Source organism: Pelosinus fermentans DSM 17108 (assembly GCF_000271485.2).
In the GTDB taxonomy this organism is placed as follows: Bacteria; Bacillota; Negativicutes; order DSM-13327; family DSM-13327; genus Pelosinus; species Pelosinus fermentans.
The window spans coordinates 3,156,083-3,171,706 of the sequence record NZ_AKVN02000001.1 but is presented as its reverse complement, the minus strand read 5'-3'; the positions used below and the strand labels follow the sequence as shown (position 1 = coordinate 3,171,706).

Here is a 15,624-nt window from a genome sequence, read left to right as displayed (position 1 = left end):
GGAGGGATATCTGTGAATCAATATGTACTGGGCTTCCGGGAGATTGATAAAACAAAGCTGGCGGTAGTAGGGGGCAAGGGTGCCAACCTGGGCGAACTATCCAGGATTGACGGGATACGGGTGCCAGAGGGCTTTTGCGTGACTACCGAAGCGTATAAAAGAACCATCGGACAAACTTCGGAATTTGACGCGTTGCTGGATCAACTGGCACAGCTTAGGGCGGACGAAAGACAGAGAATCGCCGAAATCAGCGGCGAAATTCGCAGGATCATCGAAGCGATACCCATTGCCGGGGAGATAGAGGAGGAGATAATCCGCTATATCGCAAAACTTGGTGAAGAAACCGCCTATGCCGTGCGATCCAGCGCCACCGCGGAAGATTTACCGAATGCCTCCTTTGCCGGCCAGCAGGATACCTATTTAAACATTATCGGCAGAGAGGCCATTCTTAAGCATATCAGCAAATGCTGGGCGTCGCTGTTTACTGACCGGGCCGTAACCTACCGTATCCAAAACGGCTTTGACCATCGCAAGGTCCATCTGTCTGTCGTCATTCAAAAGATGGTTTTCCCGCAGGCTGCGGGGATACTGTTTACTGCCGACCCTGTTACCTTCAACCGGCAAGTGCTGTCTATCGACGCCAGCTTTGGCCTTGGTGAGGCGCTGGTCTCCGGCCTGGTGAACGCCGATATCTATAAGGTGCGAGAGGGCAGGATCGTCGATAAGAAGATATCCGCCAAGAAGCTGGCCATCTACGCCTTAAAAGAAGGCGGCACGGAGGAAAAAGAGATAGCGCCTGAAAAGCAAAATACGCAGACGCTGACGGATGAGCAGATCTTGCAGCTTGAGGGCATGGGCAGAAGGATTGAGGCGTATTTTGGCCGTCCGCAGGACATCGAATGGTGCTTGTATGAAGATAGCTTCTATATCGTCCAAAGCCGCCCCATCACGACCCTATACCCTGTACCGGGGGCAAAGGATGGAAAAAACCATGTCTACTTTTCCTTCGGTCATCGGCAGATGATGACCGAAGCTATGAAACCATTAGGTTACAGCTTTTTTCAGGATTTTTTTAAATTGATTTCCGGTTCGGCAATGATTGAACTCGGAGGCAGGTTATATATCGACATGTCCCGTGAACTCAGTTTACCGATAATAGGCAAGAATTTGGCCAAAAGTATGGGCGTGGTTGATGTTTTGATGCAGAAGGCTGTTTATAATATTCTAAAACGGAAGGATTTTATCAAAGGATTGTCCCGGGAAAAGGGAATGATGCTGGGGGTTTCCGTGTGGCTGAAATGGGGAATCGACACACTAAAAACCTATCTTAGGAATGACCATGATATCGTGAAAAACCTTATGGCTCATAATGAGATGGTGATGCACGACCTGGAGCAAAGGATTGCCAAAGTATCGGGCGATGAATTGTTTGATGTTATCTTTAAGAGCTATGCGGACATAAAGGATGCGGTTTTTGCCGGCTACGGAGCGGTTTTTACAGGTGCTTATGCCAGCTCCTGGATCAATAAAAACATCCAAAAATGGCTGGGAGAAAAAAATGCGGCTGACGCCCTTGCCCAGTCGGTCCCCGATAATGTTACCTCCGAAATGGGGCTGGAACTTTTGGATGTAGCAGATGTTGTCAGGAAGTATCCGGCGGTGCTTGCGTATTTTGCGCATGCCAGTGACGAGACCTTTTTTGCAGATTTGGCTCAATTGGAAGGTGGGCAAGCCGTGAGTGCTTCTATCCGGGCATACCTTAAAAAATACGGCATGCGTTGTTCTGCGGAAATTGATATAACCAGGTCACGCTGGAATGAGAAGCCAACGACACTTATTCCCATGATTCTCAGCAACATCAAGGCTTTCCGGCCTGGTGCCCACGATATGAAATTTGAGCAAGGACTGGAGGAAGCAAGACAGCAGGAAGAGGATATTCTGAAACGTCTGGAACAACTGCCCGGCGGAAAGAGCAAAGTTAAAAAGACCAAGAGGATGATTAGCGTTTTGCGCAATTTCGCTGGGTACAGGGAATATAGCAAGTATCTGCTTGTCTGGTATCTTTGGATTGTCAAGCAAGCATTGCTGAAGGAAGCCGATAACCTGGTGCAAAAGGGAGTGATAAGAGCTAGCGAGGACATATACTATCTATCTTTTACGGAATTGAGGGAAACAGTTAGAACAGGCCGGCTGGATTCCAGCATCATAGCAAAGAGAAAAGAAGACTATGAGATTTTTAAGAAACTGACACCTCCCCGGGTCATTACTTCTGAGGGGGAAATTATCTCCAGTGAATATGACATCGGCAGCATTCCTTCCGGTGCTTTGGCCGGTGTGGCGGTTTCCTCTGGCATCATTGAGGGACGGGCGCGGGTCATATTCAACATGGAGGATGCCAATATCGAAGAAGGAGATATTTTGGTCACTACCTTTACTGACCCAAGTTGGACACCGGTATTTGTAGCGATTAAAGGCTTGGTGACGGAGGTAGGCGGGATGATGACTCATGGCGCCGTTGTTGCAAGGGAATACGGTCTCCCGGCTGTAGTAAGCGTAGAGAATGCTACCCGATTGATTAAAGACGGACAGCGAATTCGGGTGAATGGGACGGAAGGGTATGTAGAAATTTTGTAATAACAAAGTAGATTAACAGAGTGCTGCATTTGGACAAAGAGAACAAAGCCATTGAAACCAGGAGAGTCCTGGGTTCAATGGCTTTGTCGTTTTTTTGCACGCCAGCGGATAAGGTTCCCTGTTCGATTTGGCTGGATATATAGGCTTGGCAAAGTGGGATCAAGTACAAGAGATCTATTGTCAAACTCATTTATAAAAACTGTACCTATTGAAAAATAATAATCTGGATATTTTAAAGAATACAAATATGATTTATACTGTACTTGTCATTTAAAATAAAGGTGGGAAAAACGGTATGAAAAAACAAGCTTTCAGTCAGACAAAACAACTGGCCTATGCCGCGTTAGGCATTGCTCTCGTATTTACTTGTACATCCTTTATTAATCTTCGTCTTCCTATTGCCGCCAACGGCGGACTGATTCATTTGGGAAATGTACCACTTTTTCTTTTTGCCATTCTTTACGGCCGCTGGACCGGTGCTTTGGCCGGCGGTATTGGTATGGCCCTGTTCGATGTGGTGGGTGGCTGGTTTTTGTGGGCTCCCTTTACCCTGCTGATTGTCGGCATGATGGGGTATACAGTCGGAGCTATTTGTGAAAAGAACCGGACTTTGACGGCGTATATCCTAGCCTTAGTGGCGGCTTGCCTGATTAAAGTGGTGGGTTATTATGGTGCAGAAGGTATTATTTACGGCAACTGGGTGGCGCCGATGACCTCCATTCCCGGCAATTTAGTTCAAATCGGAGTGGCGGCGGTTATCGCCCTGCCGCTGGTGAAAAAACTGCGAAAATATGTAGCTGCGCCAGAACTGAGAGATGCTGTGCTTTCCAATCGCAAGTAAAAACCAAGGCTTTTGCCTGTGTCTGTAAGGACTTGGCAAAAGCCTTTGTTATTCTCGGTTTTAAATCTGATAATCGTATATCGGTTTGTTCTCGCAAACAAAGGAAGAAAACAATATTTAGGGAGAAAGTGATTGTTAGCTTGCTTGATGGTATGGAATTTGAGTGTGAAAGGAAACGCCGGCTAGGGTGGTTTTGATGACCATCTTAGCCGGCTTTCTTTCCATTCAAGTTGGAATAAATTACTAGGTCCATCGACATTTACATAGAACATACGTTCTGGTAGTATGTATATGGGGGTGGATAGTGATGAGCGAACATACGATAGATTTACTAAGTATCTCTATTTACCAGCGAATGATTCGGATCGTTTATATCGACCGGTGTATGATCAAGTGGGCGGGAATGCTTCTGTCTGAGCACAACGAGCAGATGAAGGAGAAAGAAGGCAAAAGCAATGGGGCTCGTTGATTTTTCGCGTTTTCCTCGCAGGAGCGTATTGTGCATCGATGTAAAATCATTCTTTGCATCCGTAGAGGCGGTTCGGCGGGGGCTTGACCCGCTAGAAGCCTATATTGTCGTAGTATCGGATGTAAGAAGAGCGGGTGCAATCGTACTGGCCAGCAGCCCGAGGGTTAAATTAGAATATAATATCAAGACCGGAAACCGGCTCTTTGAAATTCCAAAACATTCGCCGATTATGGTAGTAGAACCAAATATGGCGCTGTATATCAATGTTAACCAGGCGATACAAAATATATTTCGCCGGTTCGTAACAGATGAAGATCTACACGTTTATAGCATTGATGAGTCCATATTGGATGTTACCGCATCGCGAAATTTGTTTGGATCTGCAGAGGTGATTGCGGCGGCCATCTTAAAGATAGTGAAGGATGAGTTAGGTCTTATTGTGACGGTAGGCATTGGCGATAATCCGCTTTTGGCAAAATTGGCACTGGACAATGAAGCGAAAAAACGTCCGCCTTGGATTGCAAAATGGACGTATGAGATGGTGCCAGAGACGGTATGGAAAATACAGCCGTTGACTGCGTTTTGGGGCATATCCAGAGGATATGATCAAAAACTCAAGAGAATGGGTATTTATACAATTGAGGGGCTGGCTCACGCCAATCCACTGTGGCTGCAGAAAACTCTAGGCGTAATAGGGGTGCAGTTATATTATCACGCATGGGGTTTGGATGCTAGCATCATTAGCCAGAAGGAACGGTCAAAACGTAAATCCTATAGTAAAAACCAGATATTGATGCGGGATTATGATGTAAAAGAAGAAATTCTAATGATCATCAAGGAAATGGTGGGAGATGTATGCACTAGGCTGCGAAAGCACCAGGAAAAATGCCAAGAGGTATATTTAAAAATAGGATACTCGGATAGGAATTTTAAGCTGGGGTTTACTGCAAGAATTAAGTTAATTCGCCCAGAACACGCAACGGATATTATTAGTGAAGCGGCACGCCAGGAGTTTAGTAAGCGGTGGCAGGGCGAACCGGTACGATCGGTAAATGTTACTGCTGGGAAAATCGTATCAGAAGGACATGAGCAGTTAGAGCTATTTTTTGAAGGGGAAGAAAAGAACCATGCCATAGATAGAGTAGTAGATGATCTTCGGAAGCGATTTGGCAAAAAAATGATCTTTTATGCTGGGTCGATGGCTGGTGGAACCTTCCTTGAACGGGCGGATTATGTGGGCGGACATAAAGGAAAAAGTGAATGATGCAAAGTCATGATGTTGTCCTGTGTCGAGAGCACCTCCTATTAGTGAAGACTGATAGGAGGTTTTTATTGTCCATTTCGGGCTGTTTGCAGAGCAATTATTTACTTTCATTTTAATTTCAGAATCATCCGTTAGAATGATTCAGAGAAACGTACCAAAATTTTTATAACAAAAGCAGGTGAGTTTATGAAACAGCTTATCGTTAATGCTGATGATTTTGGGCTGCACGAGTTAATAAATGAGGCCATAGTGGAAAGTCATGTTGCAGGATGTGTGACCAGTACATCCATTATGGCAGGCGGAGAGGCCTTTGAACATGCAGTCAGATTGGCTAGAAAACATCCGAAGCTTGGTGTTGGCGTGCATCTGACGCTGGTCGGGGCATGTCCGGTAGCACGCGGCGATATTCATACGCTGCTAACTAAGGAAGGCGCTTTCTTTCCAAGCTACGGTCAGTTTATTAAGAAATATGTTAGTGGTAAAATCTCTAGAAAGCATGTAGAATGGGAACTTCTATGCCAGATGCAGAGAGCTGCTGGCACAGGGATTAAGATTACGCACATCGACAGTCACCAACATCTGCACGCCTTGCCGGGACTGGCTGAAGTGATTGGCCGGGTTGCCAGGGAATTTAATGTTAATAAGATAAGAATACCGGCCGAACCTATAGGTTTTCTGGGGAAGGGAGTTCCTGATATAAGCCGGTTAATGGCAAAGACAGTTCTTACTGGCTGTTCATTATTGGCGCAAAGCATTTATAAGAGGATGGGATTCTTTTTTCCACAACATTTTTTTGGCATGATGGTAGGAGGATCTATGCGGCAATCATCCTTGCTGCATATTCTGAAAGGACTGCCGGAGGGAATTTCTGAAATTATGGTGCATCCGGGAAAAAATACCCAGGCACTAGAACAGCTCTTTCCGTGGGGGTATCATTGGCAGGAAGAAATGGAGGCTTTAAAAAGCAAGGAAGTCTTAGAGAGTATTAAAAAGTGCGAAATTCAGTTAGTAAATTACAATGATATAGGAAATATAGATGGGCGGTCTATAAATTTAGTTAAACAGTAAGGAGAACTACCATGGAGTTTATAATACAATATCTTAATAATTATGGAACTGTAGGTCTGTTTGTAATTGCTTTAGCGGAATCCATATTTTCTCCTGTATTACCAGATCTTTTACTCATCCCGATGGCGATTGCAAATCCGCAAAACGCTGTTTATTATGGCATGGTGGCCACAGTTGCTTCTGTGCTTGGCGGACTGATCGGCTATGCTATCGGCAAAACGTGGGGACTTCCGGTGATCAAGCGCTTCATACCATTACACTATATTGATCAGATGCGGCTGCTGGCTGATAAATACGGAGCTTGGGCGGTATATGCCGGTGCGTTATTACCGATACCCTACAAAGTGATTACACTGACCGCCGGTATGTTTGACATCAGACTTCCTATTTTTATTCTGGCGTCCGTTATAGGAAGGGCCAAAAGATTTTTACTGGAGGGCATCCTGATTTACTATTTCGGGCCAAAAGCGATTGCATTGCTGGACAATGTAAGTTCCGTGGGAACTGCTGCATTAGTGATCCTTGTCTGTATTGTCGGGGTATTCCTGTTCATTAAGTTCGTAAAACCGGGCCGCATTGTGAGGGGGGCAGCTTCAACTAAACAGAACAGTTCTGACCTGTCTCCCGAGGAATCAGATGGCGCAGGTAGTGGGGATGACTTACAGCAATGCACAGTGATAAAAAAACAACCAGAATACAAGAGGAAGGAACGTCGATGAACTATTACAAACGATTAGTTCTGCTGGTTCTCTTTATCATCGGTGTATCGGGAATGGTTATCTATTTAACCGGGGATATCAATATGATTGTCCACTTAAACGCTTTTCGTCCTTGGTCAATTATACTGGCTTTTCTTTTTTTAAGCTTCGGCATGTATTTTGACAGCACTCGCTTAGTCACGCTGGCAAAAATGGCAGGAAAGGAGATTAGCCTGTTTCAGTCATTGCAAGTGATATTGAGCAACTATTTTCTCGCCATGTTAACGCCGGGAGCGACCGGTGGGCCGGTCGCTCAGGTTCTCTTCCTCCGCAAACTGGGTGTGCCGACAGGACAAGCCACAGTATTAGTTTTCGTCCGGACGATTTTATCTATTCTGTTTTTAATCATCTGTCTTCCAGTGGTATTTTATTTGGATGTGATCCTAATACCCTGGCTGCAGCCGAAATTTGTAAGTATACTAGTGGTTGCGTTGATGGGAATTATGATAGGTAGTGCATGGGGCATGCGCACCAAAATGATGGCGCGTACCGTTTTATGGATAGTAAAGCGGACATCAAATCCATTGCGGCGTCGTATATGGCGGCTGTATTGTGATATCCTAGATTCGCTCGGTTTGCTTTTGTCTTCATCCCGCGGTATGGCACGGGTGTTTATTGACACGGGTTTAAGCCTGTTATCTTTGTATGCTATCGTTCCCGCTCTTTTTCTTGGTTTAGGCATTACTGTAGACTGGCCGATCATTATGGGGCGAATGATTATCTTAAATTTATTACTTTATTTTGCTCCGACACCAGGCGGGACTGGTATTGCGGAAGGTGGCTTTGTTTACCTGTTTGGCAATTTTGTACCTGCTGGTACTGTTGGGCTCTTAGCCGTTGTATGGAGAATTCTTGCTGAATATTTACCTTTTGCCGCAGGCATGTATTTTACATTAAAAATATTGAAAGGCAAGCTTCTTATGGCAAAAAGGACGATTCGATAGCTTTACATTTCAATGTTGATACCTTGCAAGTGGCAGAATTTTTTTAAAAAATATTATATAAATAGTGACAGCAAAAAGCTCATCCATTCTTGGTCAAAGATGGATGAGCTTTTAAAATTTATTACTTGAATCTTTTCCTTTTCATAGTATTTTCAGATGCACTAGTTATACTCAGTCTGATAAGTGTAAGTATTGAAATCATTAGTGTAGAAGATCGTCAGTTAGCAATTGAGGCTCAGTTGATAAATAGGCGAGTCTTTATACTTCGGTCTATCAGGCATGAAAATTTCTTAACAGCAATGGAGGTGGCAATTGTATGCGTTCGATGGAATTGAAGCAAGCTAGCTTTTGCTTAGCGTTTGAACTTTCTGCCATTACCGGTGCTATCACCATTGCCTTGGTCTATATTTTGGGACAGACGGATAATGGACAAGTGTTTCATTTTGCCACCCAGATTGGCGGTGTTGGCAACAATATTTTTTTACTAGCCACAAATGGAATCATTTTTGTCTGGGCCTGGCGCCAAAAGATACCTGGTATTATTGGTTCGACGCTGGTGATGGATGCTGGTGTCTGGCTGGTTGTACAGTCGATCAAACTGATACCGTTTGGTGAGTGGGCGCTCAGGCCTAACGGCGTGATGGGTGGCTTTCCCAGCGGTCATACTACGCATGCCTTTGCTATGGCGTTTGCGTTGACAACGCTGTTCCCCCGTCAGGGCTGGCTGTGGTATACCTATGCCGCTATCATCGCCTGGTCTCGGGTAGAGGCTGCCCGGCATACGCCTCTGCAGGTGACTGCCGGTGTCTTCCTTGGCGTTGTCATCGGCGCGATCTTTATTCAATTCTTATTGAAAAAGTATGCCGGCATGGCGCGAGCTACGGAAGGTGTATCCTAACGCTTTTAACCGGTCATGATTTTAACTATATTTCGGGGGCGTTACCAGGTAGTCAACCGCTGAGTTCCTTGTAATGTTCTTTATTACGGCAAGATATGTATTTTTTTCTGTATTGCCGGGGTATCTTTCATTAAGTTGTAAAACCAGGGGCGTGTCGCTTTGCATTTTTAAAAAATGTTTGTGACGCACCCTTTTAAATTAATTACGTGCAGTCTTTCTTTTCATAGTATTTTCAGATTGACTTGTTACACTCAGTCTGACAAATTAGACAAGCAATATCCCAAGCCATTTCACCCTTCATTTTGCAGATATAGTTGATCGCGTAGATCACGCAGGCATTTAAAACATACCTTTTAATATTTTACGGATAGGCGGAGATATAAATGAAACTAATCTCAGTAGTTGTACCTGTTTTTAACGAGCAGGAGAATGTGAATGTTTTTTATCAAGAAGTCTGTAAGTATATGGAGCCTTTGGGCTATTCCTATGAATTGATTTTTATTGATGATGGTTCCAGTGATGATACCGCAGCTATTCTTGACCGGCTGACAAAGCGGGATACAAATGTTAAGGCGGTACTTCTGGCGCGCAATTTTGGACACCAGGTGGCCTTAACCTGCGGGCTTGATTATGCTAAGGGGGACGCGGTAATCACTATGGACGGCGACTTGCAGCATCCGCCAGCACTGTTGCCGCTTTTGCTAGCGAAATGGGAAGAGGGCTTTGAGGTCGTGCAAACTGTTCGCGTAGATACAGCAGGCGTCTCTTGGTTAAAGAAGTTTACCTCAAGCATGTTTTACCGCTTAATTAACACCATGTCTGATGTTCATATCGTGGAAGGAGGGTCAGACTTCCGGCTGCTTGATAGAAAAGTTGTCCAAACTTTTCGGTGTTTTAAGGAGAAAGCCCGATTTATCCGGGGGATCATTGGTGATATGGGGTATCGGCAAGCACAGGTGGAGTTTGTGGCGCCTGAACGCTTTGCTGGCAAGTCCAAGTTTTCGCTCAGGAAGATGCTTTCTTTTGCCCTTGATGGTATTACGGCATATTCAAAATTGCCCTTGCGTTTTGCCTTTTATCTTGGCTTGCTTTTTGGAGTGTTGAGTTTTGCCTTGACCCTGGATGTGGTGTATACGAAATTGTTTACGACTGATGCTGTACCGGGGTGGGCCACGATCACAGTGAGCACATTGATGCTTGGAGGCGTCCAATTGGTGGGCCTAGGGATTATCGGTGAATATATCGGACGCATTTTTGAGGAGGTTAAGCAGCGGCCATTATACTGGGCTAGCGCTGAACTCAAAATTGGCACTGAACCCATTTCTGATCAAGGCAATACCCATGGTAATTTGCAATACCCAAAACGCAATGGAAGCTATTTAGCTAAAATCAAGTCGCAGTAGTGAGAGAGAATGGAAGATGAAAGTATTAGTAACAGTGGGGAACTGGTTTTATTGCAATTGAACGAGTTGGAAAGGAATTATTGATATGATGATAAATAAAAAAGCTTTGCTTTCAATTTTGCTGATTTTAGGTGTAGCCGGTATACTCATGTTTACCTTTCTGGGTACGCATCCCTTGCTGGACCCGGATGAGCCTGTATATGCCGAAACAGCTAGAGAGATGCTGCAATTTCAGGATTTTATTTCGCCCCGGATTTACGGTGATTTTTGGTATGATAAGCCGCCAATGTATTATTGGCTAGTGGCAGCAGCATTTAAGATTTTTGGCTTTAGTGAATTTTCCGCCCGCTTTCCTTCTGCTTTCCTTGCGGTAAGCGGAGCTATTCTTGTCTATTTAGCGGGCCGAAAACTATTCAATGAACGGGCCGGCTTGTTGGCCGCCCTAGTGTTGGCCACCAGCTTGGAGTATTTTTATCTTGGCAACGCCGCTGTCACTGATATGACACTAACTTTTTTTCTGACGGCGGCGTTACTGGCGTTTCTGCACCAGAAATATTACCTGCTGTATGGATTTACCGCACTCGCCGTAGTAACCAAAGGCCCGGTTGCTCTTTTCTTTTGCGGTGTGATTGTTAGCCTGTACCTGCTTGTAACGGGCAGCTTAAATAAGATAAAGATAATGAACGTGGTTAGAGGGAGTGTGCTTTTTGCGCTGATTGCTCTGCCATGGTATGTGGTGATGTATTCTCTTCATGGCATGGTCTTTATTGATACTTTCGTAGGGTTTCATAATGTGACCCGGTTTCTTCAGCCTGAACACGCGTCAGGCGCAGTTTGGTATTACTATATTCCGGTGTTAATTTTGGGCTTTTTTCCATGGTCTTCTCTTCTAGTCCAGGCCTTTTTTACAGCAATCAAAGAAAAAGGAGAATATCGCAATCCCTGTGTCTTTCTGATGATATGGGCATCGGTTATATTTTTATTTTTTTCGCTATCGCAAACAAAACTCGTTTCGTATATCCTGCCGATGTATCCTCCGTTAGCGTTACTGACCGGTTATTATTTCGACAAAGTGTGGACAGAGCAGCGATATAAAGCATTACAATGTGCTAGCGGCATTTTCGGAATTGTCGCTGCGCTCCTGAGCGCCGGCCTGCTTTACGCCGGAACAGCGGTAACAACGGAACTAATGGTTTCTGTCAAGGTTCTGTCAGTGATTTTAGCTGTATTGGCGGCTTTTGTCCTGGTGCAGAGTTTTCGCCGTAATTTTCGTGCTGTGTTTACCATTCAGGTACTGGGCGTAATGATCTTTTTCGCGGTTTTAATGATGCAAGCCCTGCCTATTATTACTCCTGGGCTTTCTGTAAAACCGTTTGTTAATGAGTTTCAGCAGCACTATGATGGACAGGCTCCGGTCTATGTTGAAAAATTTTACCGGCCTGGCTTTATGTACTACAGTGGGATTCCAGGAACTGAACTAAGCCGGGAGAATTTAGCGGCAGTTGCTGACAGCAAAAGTGGCAGGGCGTATTTGGTTATGAAAAAGAAGAACTATGACAAGCTCCCCACAGCAATGCAGAGTAAGTTTCGCTTGTTCATTATGCAAGAGGATAAGGTTCTTTTAATGTATGAAAACAAGTAACTGTTCGTTAGAAAGGGTTTTTGATATGAAAACATCTGGTGGCATAAATGACTTCGCAGCTTCCCCAAAAATGTATTGGGTTATATTTCTGGGTTCGTTATGTTTCTATCTCCTTTTCAATCAGGCCATCCCCATCACCGATCCAGTAGAATCGAACTATGCGCTTACAGCGAAAGAAATGGTGCTGACAGCGGACTGGGTGTCACCAAGGATCTATGGGAATGTCTGGTTTGACAAGCCGATATTTTTCTACTGGCTTACGGCGTTATCCTTTGAACTCTTCGGTTTTTCCGAGTGGGCAGCCCGGTTGGCGCCAGCTTTGTTTGCTTCGGCAGGCTTAGTGCTGCTATACTGGTTTATAATTAAAACAACAATGCGAAGAGCAGCGCTTTTAGCCGTGGTGATTATGGGAACATCCTTTGAGTATATTCTGTTGTCAAAGCTGGTCATTACTGATATGGTGTTTTTTGTATTTAATTGTGCTGCTCTGGGATTTTTTTACCTGGGGTATGTAAAAATGGATGGCACTAAGCGATGGTATCTGGCAGCCTATGTCAGCATGGCGCTGGCTGTATTGACCAAAGGACCGGTCGGTGCTCTACTTCCTGGTCTGGTTATGCTGCTGTTTATTATGCTGCAGCGCAACTGGACGGAACTTAAAGCAATGTTTTTGCCGACAGGGGTTGTTCTCTTTGTCGTTGTGGCGCTGCCCTGGTATGCTGCGATGTATACCCTGCATGGTACGGAGTTTATTGATAACTTTTTTGGCGTTCACAACTATCTTCGTGCGACCGTTTCCGAACACCCCAAGGATAATGTAAGCTACTATTATCTTGCTGTATTTATGCTCAGTATGCTGCCTTGGTCTGCTTTGGCAGTCAAAGCTTTGATCCAAGGATGTAAGGACTTGCGTTCACAGAAGTCCCCGCTGCTGTTATTCCTTTTCCTGTGGATAGCCGTTTACTTTGGCTTTTATTCGCTAATGGCAACCAAATACCTGACTTATACGTTTCCTATTCTCTTTCCAGTGGCAATCTTAACGGCTACTCAACTGGAGCAGATGATTACGCAAGATAAAGCGGCGGAAATTTTCTGTTGGATAGGGGTTCCGGTAGCCCTGCTCATGTTTGTATATATCATTGCAGCGTATCGCTATCTGGCAGGGGGGAGCTTAGTTTGGCGATAGTCAGTTTATTGTTGCTCCTGGTATTCAGCGCGTGGAGATCAAGAAATCGTACTGCGGTCGATGTTTTAAAATTGCTTTGTTTGTGCCAACTGGGGTCATATATCATACTTTCCCTGTTTATATTTCCTACTATAGCGGAAAGTCGGTCGGGAAAAGGGATGGCAGAAAGTATGATTAACCTTGGAGCGGAGAAAATAGGAATATACAAGTTTTACAGTACTTCAGCGGTTTTTTATAGCGGCAAGGTCGCATTCAAGCTTATACCGCCAAGTGAAGTGCCTTCACGTCAGGCGGAAGTGCTGGACTGGTCAAGCAAATACACCATGCCGACCCAGGGAATAGCTGACTTTGGGGCGAATCCCCCGTTATCCGATCGTTTGATCATCGTGGAGGATAAGCAAAGAGACCAATTTCTGCGGGAGGCAGCTAAGTTTAACTATCAATTGCTAAAAAATAGTGAAGGCTTGTCTTATTATTTAATACAGAATAAGGGACGGTACTGATGCTGGATAAGGAGGAGTCTAGATGAAAGTATTACTTGCCGAAGATGATGCAAAGCTGGGGAAGCTAATTAAGCATATGCTGGAAAAATCCGGAGTTCAGGTTGACTGGGTGTTAAACGGGGATATGGCCCTGGAGTATGCACTCTACGATCCCTATGATGTGGTTATCTTGGATTGGATGATGCCCGGTCAAACCGGTGTTGCCGTCTGTGACCAGCTGCGTAAACGGGGTTATCACGGCGCTGTTTTGATGCTGACAGCAAAAGACGCCATTGATGACCGGGTACTGGGCTTGGATACGGGAGCTGATGATTACTTTGTGAAGCCATTCGAGTTTGCAGAGTTGTTTGCTAGGATACGTGCTTTAGCTAGGCGCAGTAGAGTGAGATTGGAGGAAGATATTTTACAGGTCGGTAATTTAGTCTTTAATGGCCTGACACATTGTGTACTGCGGGGCGATACGGAAGTACAGCTTACTAGTCGTGAATTTCAACTGCTTGATCTGCTGGTCCGCAATCAGGAACGTGTAATCCCGCGCGAAGTTATTTTGGAGCGAATATGGGGATTGGAAACCGATGTTTCTTCGAATAATCTGGATGCCTATGTACGTCTATTACGGCGAAAGCTGAGTCTATTTGAGGATATCGTCGTCATACAAACTATTCGGGGCATTGGCTATAAGCTGGAGGTTCAAGATGTTTGCAAAAATCCGTAATCGGTTAACTCTGCGGTATGCGATGGTCATGATGCTGCTGATGATGGCTGTTATTATTACAAGCTCCGGTGGTCTGCTTTGGATACTTTATCAGGAAGAACGGCAGGATCTACGGTCTTTTACGGAAGAAGAGGCTAGAGAGCAAGCAGGGATGTATAAAGAAAAGACTGGCTTTTTTCAACTGTCACCGAAGGAAACTGAGGATCTAGACCATGGTGCAAAGATTTTTTATTATGTTTTCGATACCGATAGTCAGTTGGCTGCTTCCGAGGAACCATCATATGTAATTCGCGATGGTGTGCTACGCCTTATTCACAACTGGGACGCAGCGGATGGAGAAGTTAAACTGAAGAAATTTCGTCTTCCTAATGGAGACAGAGCCGTAGTGATGTTATGCAGCATGAAAATATACAATGGTTCCCAAGTATTGGGCACAGTTTTTGTAGGAGAAGATATCAGCTCGTATTATCAAATGTTAAAAATGCTATTAATCATGATGGTGATACTTTCCCTTGTTTTCCTGATCATCGCTGCTTTTGCCGGACACTTATTAGCCGGGACGGCAATGATTCCCATTAAACAGGCTTTTTCCCGACAACGTGAATTTGTTGCCGATGCTTCTCATGAATTGCGTACGCCCCTTAGCGTCCTCCAGCTTTCCGCGGAGGCAGTACAAAACGATAATGACCAAAAGCTATCACCATTCTCCACTCAAGTGCTTGATGACATGAACAGTGAAATCCGCAGGATGACTAGACTTATTAACGACTTATTAACTCTCGCAAGGGCTGATGCTGGAGCAACCAATATTATAAAAGAGAAATTCGATCTGGTTGCCATGGCAAAGCCGCTGGTTCGTTCAATACAACCGTTAGCGGTAGTGAAGAGGCTTAAATTAGCAATGAGTGGTGATGAAACACTTCCTATTACGGCCGACCGCGAAAGAATAAGCCAACTGCTTTTGATTCTGATTGATAATGCGATCAAATATACTCCTGCCGGCGGTAAGGTGGATGTTTTGCTCACAAGGACAGCGACTCCGAAACCATCTGTTACGATTGCTGTAAGCGATACGGGGGAAGGTATTTCAGAAAAAGAGCGAAAGCTAATCTTCGAGCGGTTTTACAGAATCGATAAGGCAAGATCGCGGGAAGAAGGTGGTACTGGCCTTGGACTGTCTATTGCCAAGTGGATCGTAGATGTCCATGGCGGAAAAATAAAAGTGGAAAGCACTCCAGGGAAAGGGAGTTCCTTTATTGTTATTTTACCCCAGTAATGTAGTCACTATTATCTCGGTTT

General features: G+C 44.8%; 13 protein-coding genes. All 13 read left to right on the top strand.

Going from position 1 to position 15,624, the window contains the following annotated elements:
• The first annotated feature begins 12 nt into the window (after positions 1-12).
• The 13 genes from ppsA to FR7_RS14585 all read left to right on the top strand — a co-directional run bounded on the left by ppsA (position 13) and on the right by FR7_RS14585 (position 15,601).
• Positions 13-2,634 carry a phosphoenolpyruvate synthase gene (gene ppsA / locus FR7_RS14640; RefSeq protein WP_007931750.1) on the top strand — a complete coding sequence of 874 codons (2,622 nt, stop codon included), beginning with the start codon at positions 13-15 and terminating at the stop codon, positions 2,632-2,634.
• A 295-nt stretch (positions 2,635-2,929) separates the two neighbouring features.
• Positions 2,930-3,475: an ECF transporter S component gene (locus FR7_RS14635; protein WP_007931749.1), complete on the top strand. Its 546-nt coding sequence runs from the start codon at positions 2,930-2,932 to the stop codon at positions 3,473-3,475.
• Between the two features lie 455 nt (positions 3,476-3,930).
• Positions 3,931-5,208: a Y-family DNA polymerase gene (locus FR7_RS14630; RefSeq protein WP_007931747.1), complete on the top strand. Its 1,278-nt coding sequence runs from the start codon at positions 3,931-3,933 to the stop codon at positions 5,206-5,208.
• 186 nt (positions 5,209-5,394) lie between these two features.
• Positions 5,395-6,276, top strand: a complete 882-nt coding sequence (locus FR7_RS14625; protein ID WP_007931746.1) for a ChbG/HpnK family deacetylase — start codon at positions 5,395-5,397, stop codon at positions 6,274-6,276.
• 11 nt (positions 6,277-6,287) lie between these two features.
• Positions 6,288-6,995 carry a YqaA family protein gene (locus FR7_RS14620; RefSeq protein ID WP_007931745.1) on the top strand — a complete coding sequence of 236 codons (708 nt, stop codon included), beginning with the start codon at positions 6,288-6,290 and terminating at the stop codon, positions 6,993-6,995.
• A complete protein-coding gene (locus FR7_RS14615) occupies positions 6,992-7,978 on the top strand; it encodes a lysylphosphatidylglycerol synthase transmembrane domain-containing protein (RefSeq protein ID WP_007931743.1) in 987 nt (328 codons plus the stop codon). The genes FR7_RS14620 and FR7_RS14615 overlap by 4 nt, the downstream gene beginning before the upstream one ends.
• 316 nt (positions 7,979-8,294) lie before the next feature.
• Positions 8,295-8,876 (top strand): phosphatase PAP2 family protein, encoded by a 582-nt coding sequence (locus FR7_RS14610; protein ID WP_007931732.1) that lies wholly within the window; start codon positions 8,295-8,297, stop codon positions 8,874-8,876.
• A 383-nt stretch (positions 8,877-9,259) separates the two neighbouring features.
• Positions 9,260-10,279, top strand: coding sequence for a glycosyltransferase family 2 protein (locus tag FR7_RS14605; protein ID WP_007931731.1), 1,020 nt, complete (start codon positions 9,260-9,262; stop codon positions 10,277-10,279).
• An 85-nt stretch (positions 10,280-10,364) separates the two neighbouring features.
• The gene (locus tag FR7_RS14600) at positions 10,365-11,921 is read left to right on the top strand and encodes an ArnT family glycosyltransferase (protein ID WP_007931729.1); all 1,557 of its coding nucleotides are present in this window, start codon (positions 10,365-10,367) and stop codon (positions 11,919-11,921) included.
• Positions 11,922-12,099: 178 nt separating this feature from the next.
• Positions 12,100-13,107 (top strand): ArnT family glycosyltransferase, encoded by a 1,008-nt coding sequence (locus FR7_RS24225; RefSeq protein WP_237769529.1) that lies wholly within the window; start codon positions 12,100-12,102, stop codon positions 13,105-13,107.
• A 158-nt stretch (positions 13,108-13,265) separates the two neighbouring features.
• On the top strand, positions 13,266-13,610 hold the full coding sequence (locus FR7_RS24220; protein WP_237769528.1) for a hypothetical protein: 345 nt from the start codon (positions 13,266-13,268) through the stop codon (positions 13,608-13,610).
• 22 nt (positions 13,611-13,632) lie between these two features.
• Positions 13,633-14,325 carry a response regulator transcription factor gene (locus tag FR7_RS14590; protein ID WP_007931725.1) on the top strand — a complete coding sequence of 231 codons (693 nt, stop codon included), beginning with the start codon at positions 13,633-13,635 and terminating at the stop codon, positions 14,323-14,325.
• The gene (locus FR7_RS14585; protein WP_007931722.1) at positions 14,306-15,601 is read left to right on the top strand and encodes a sensor histidine kinase; all 1,296 of its coding nucleotides are present in this window, start codon (positions 14,306-14,308) and stop codon (positions 15,599-15,601) included. Before FR7_RS14590 ends, FR7_RS14585 begins: the two co-directional genes overlap by 20 nt.
• Positions 15,602-15,624: the final 23 nt, after the last annotated feature.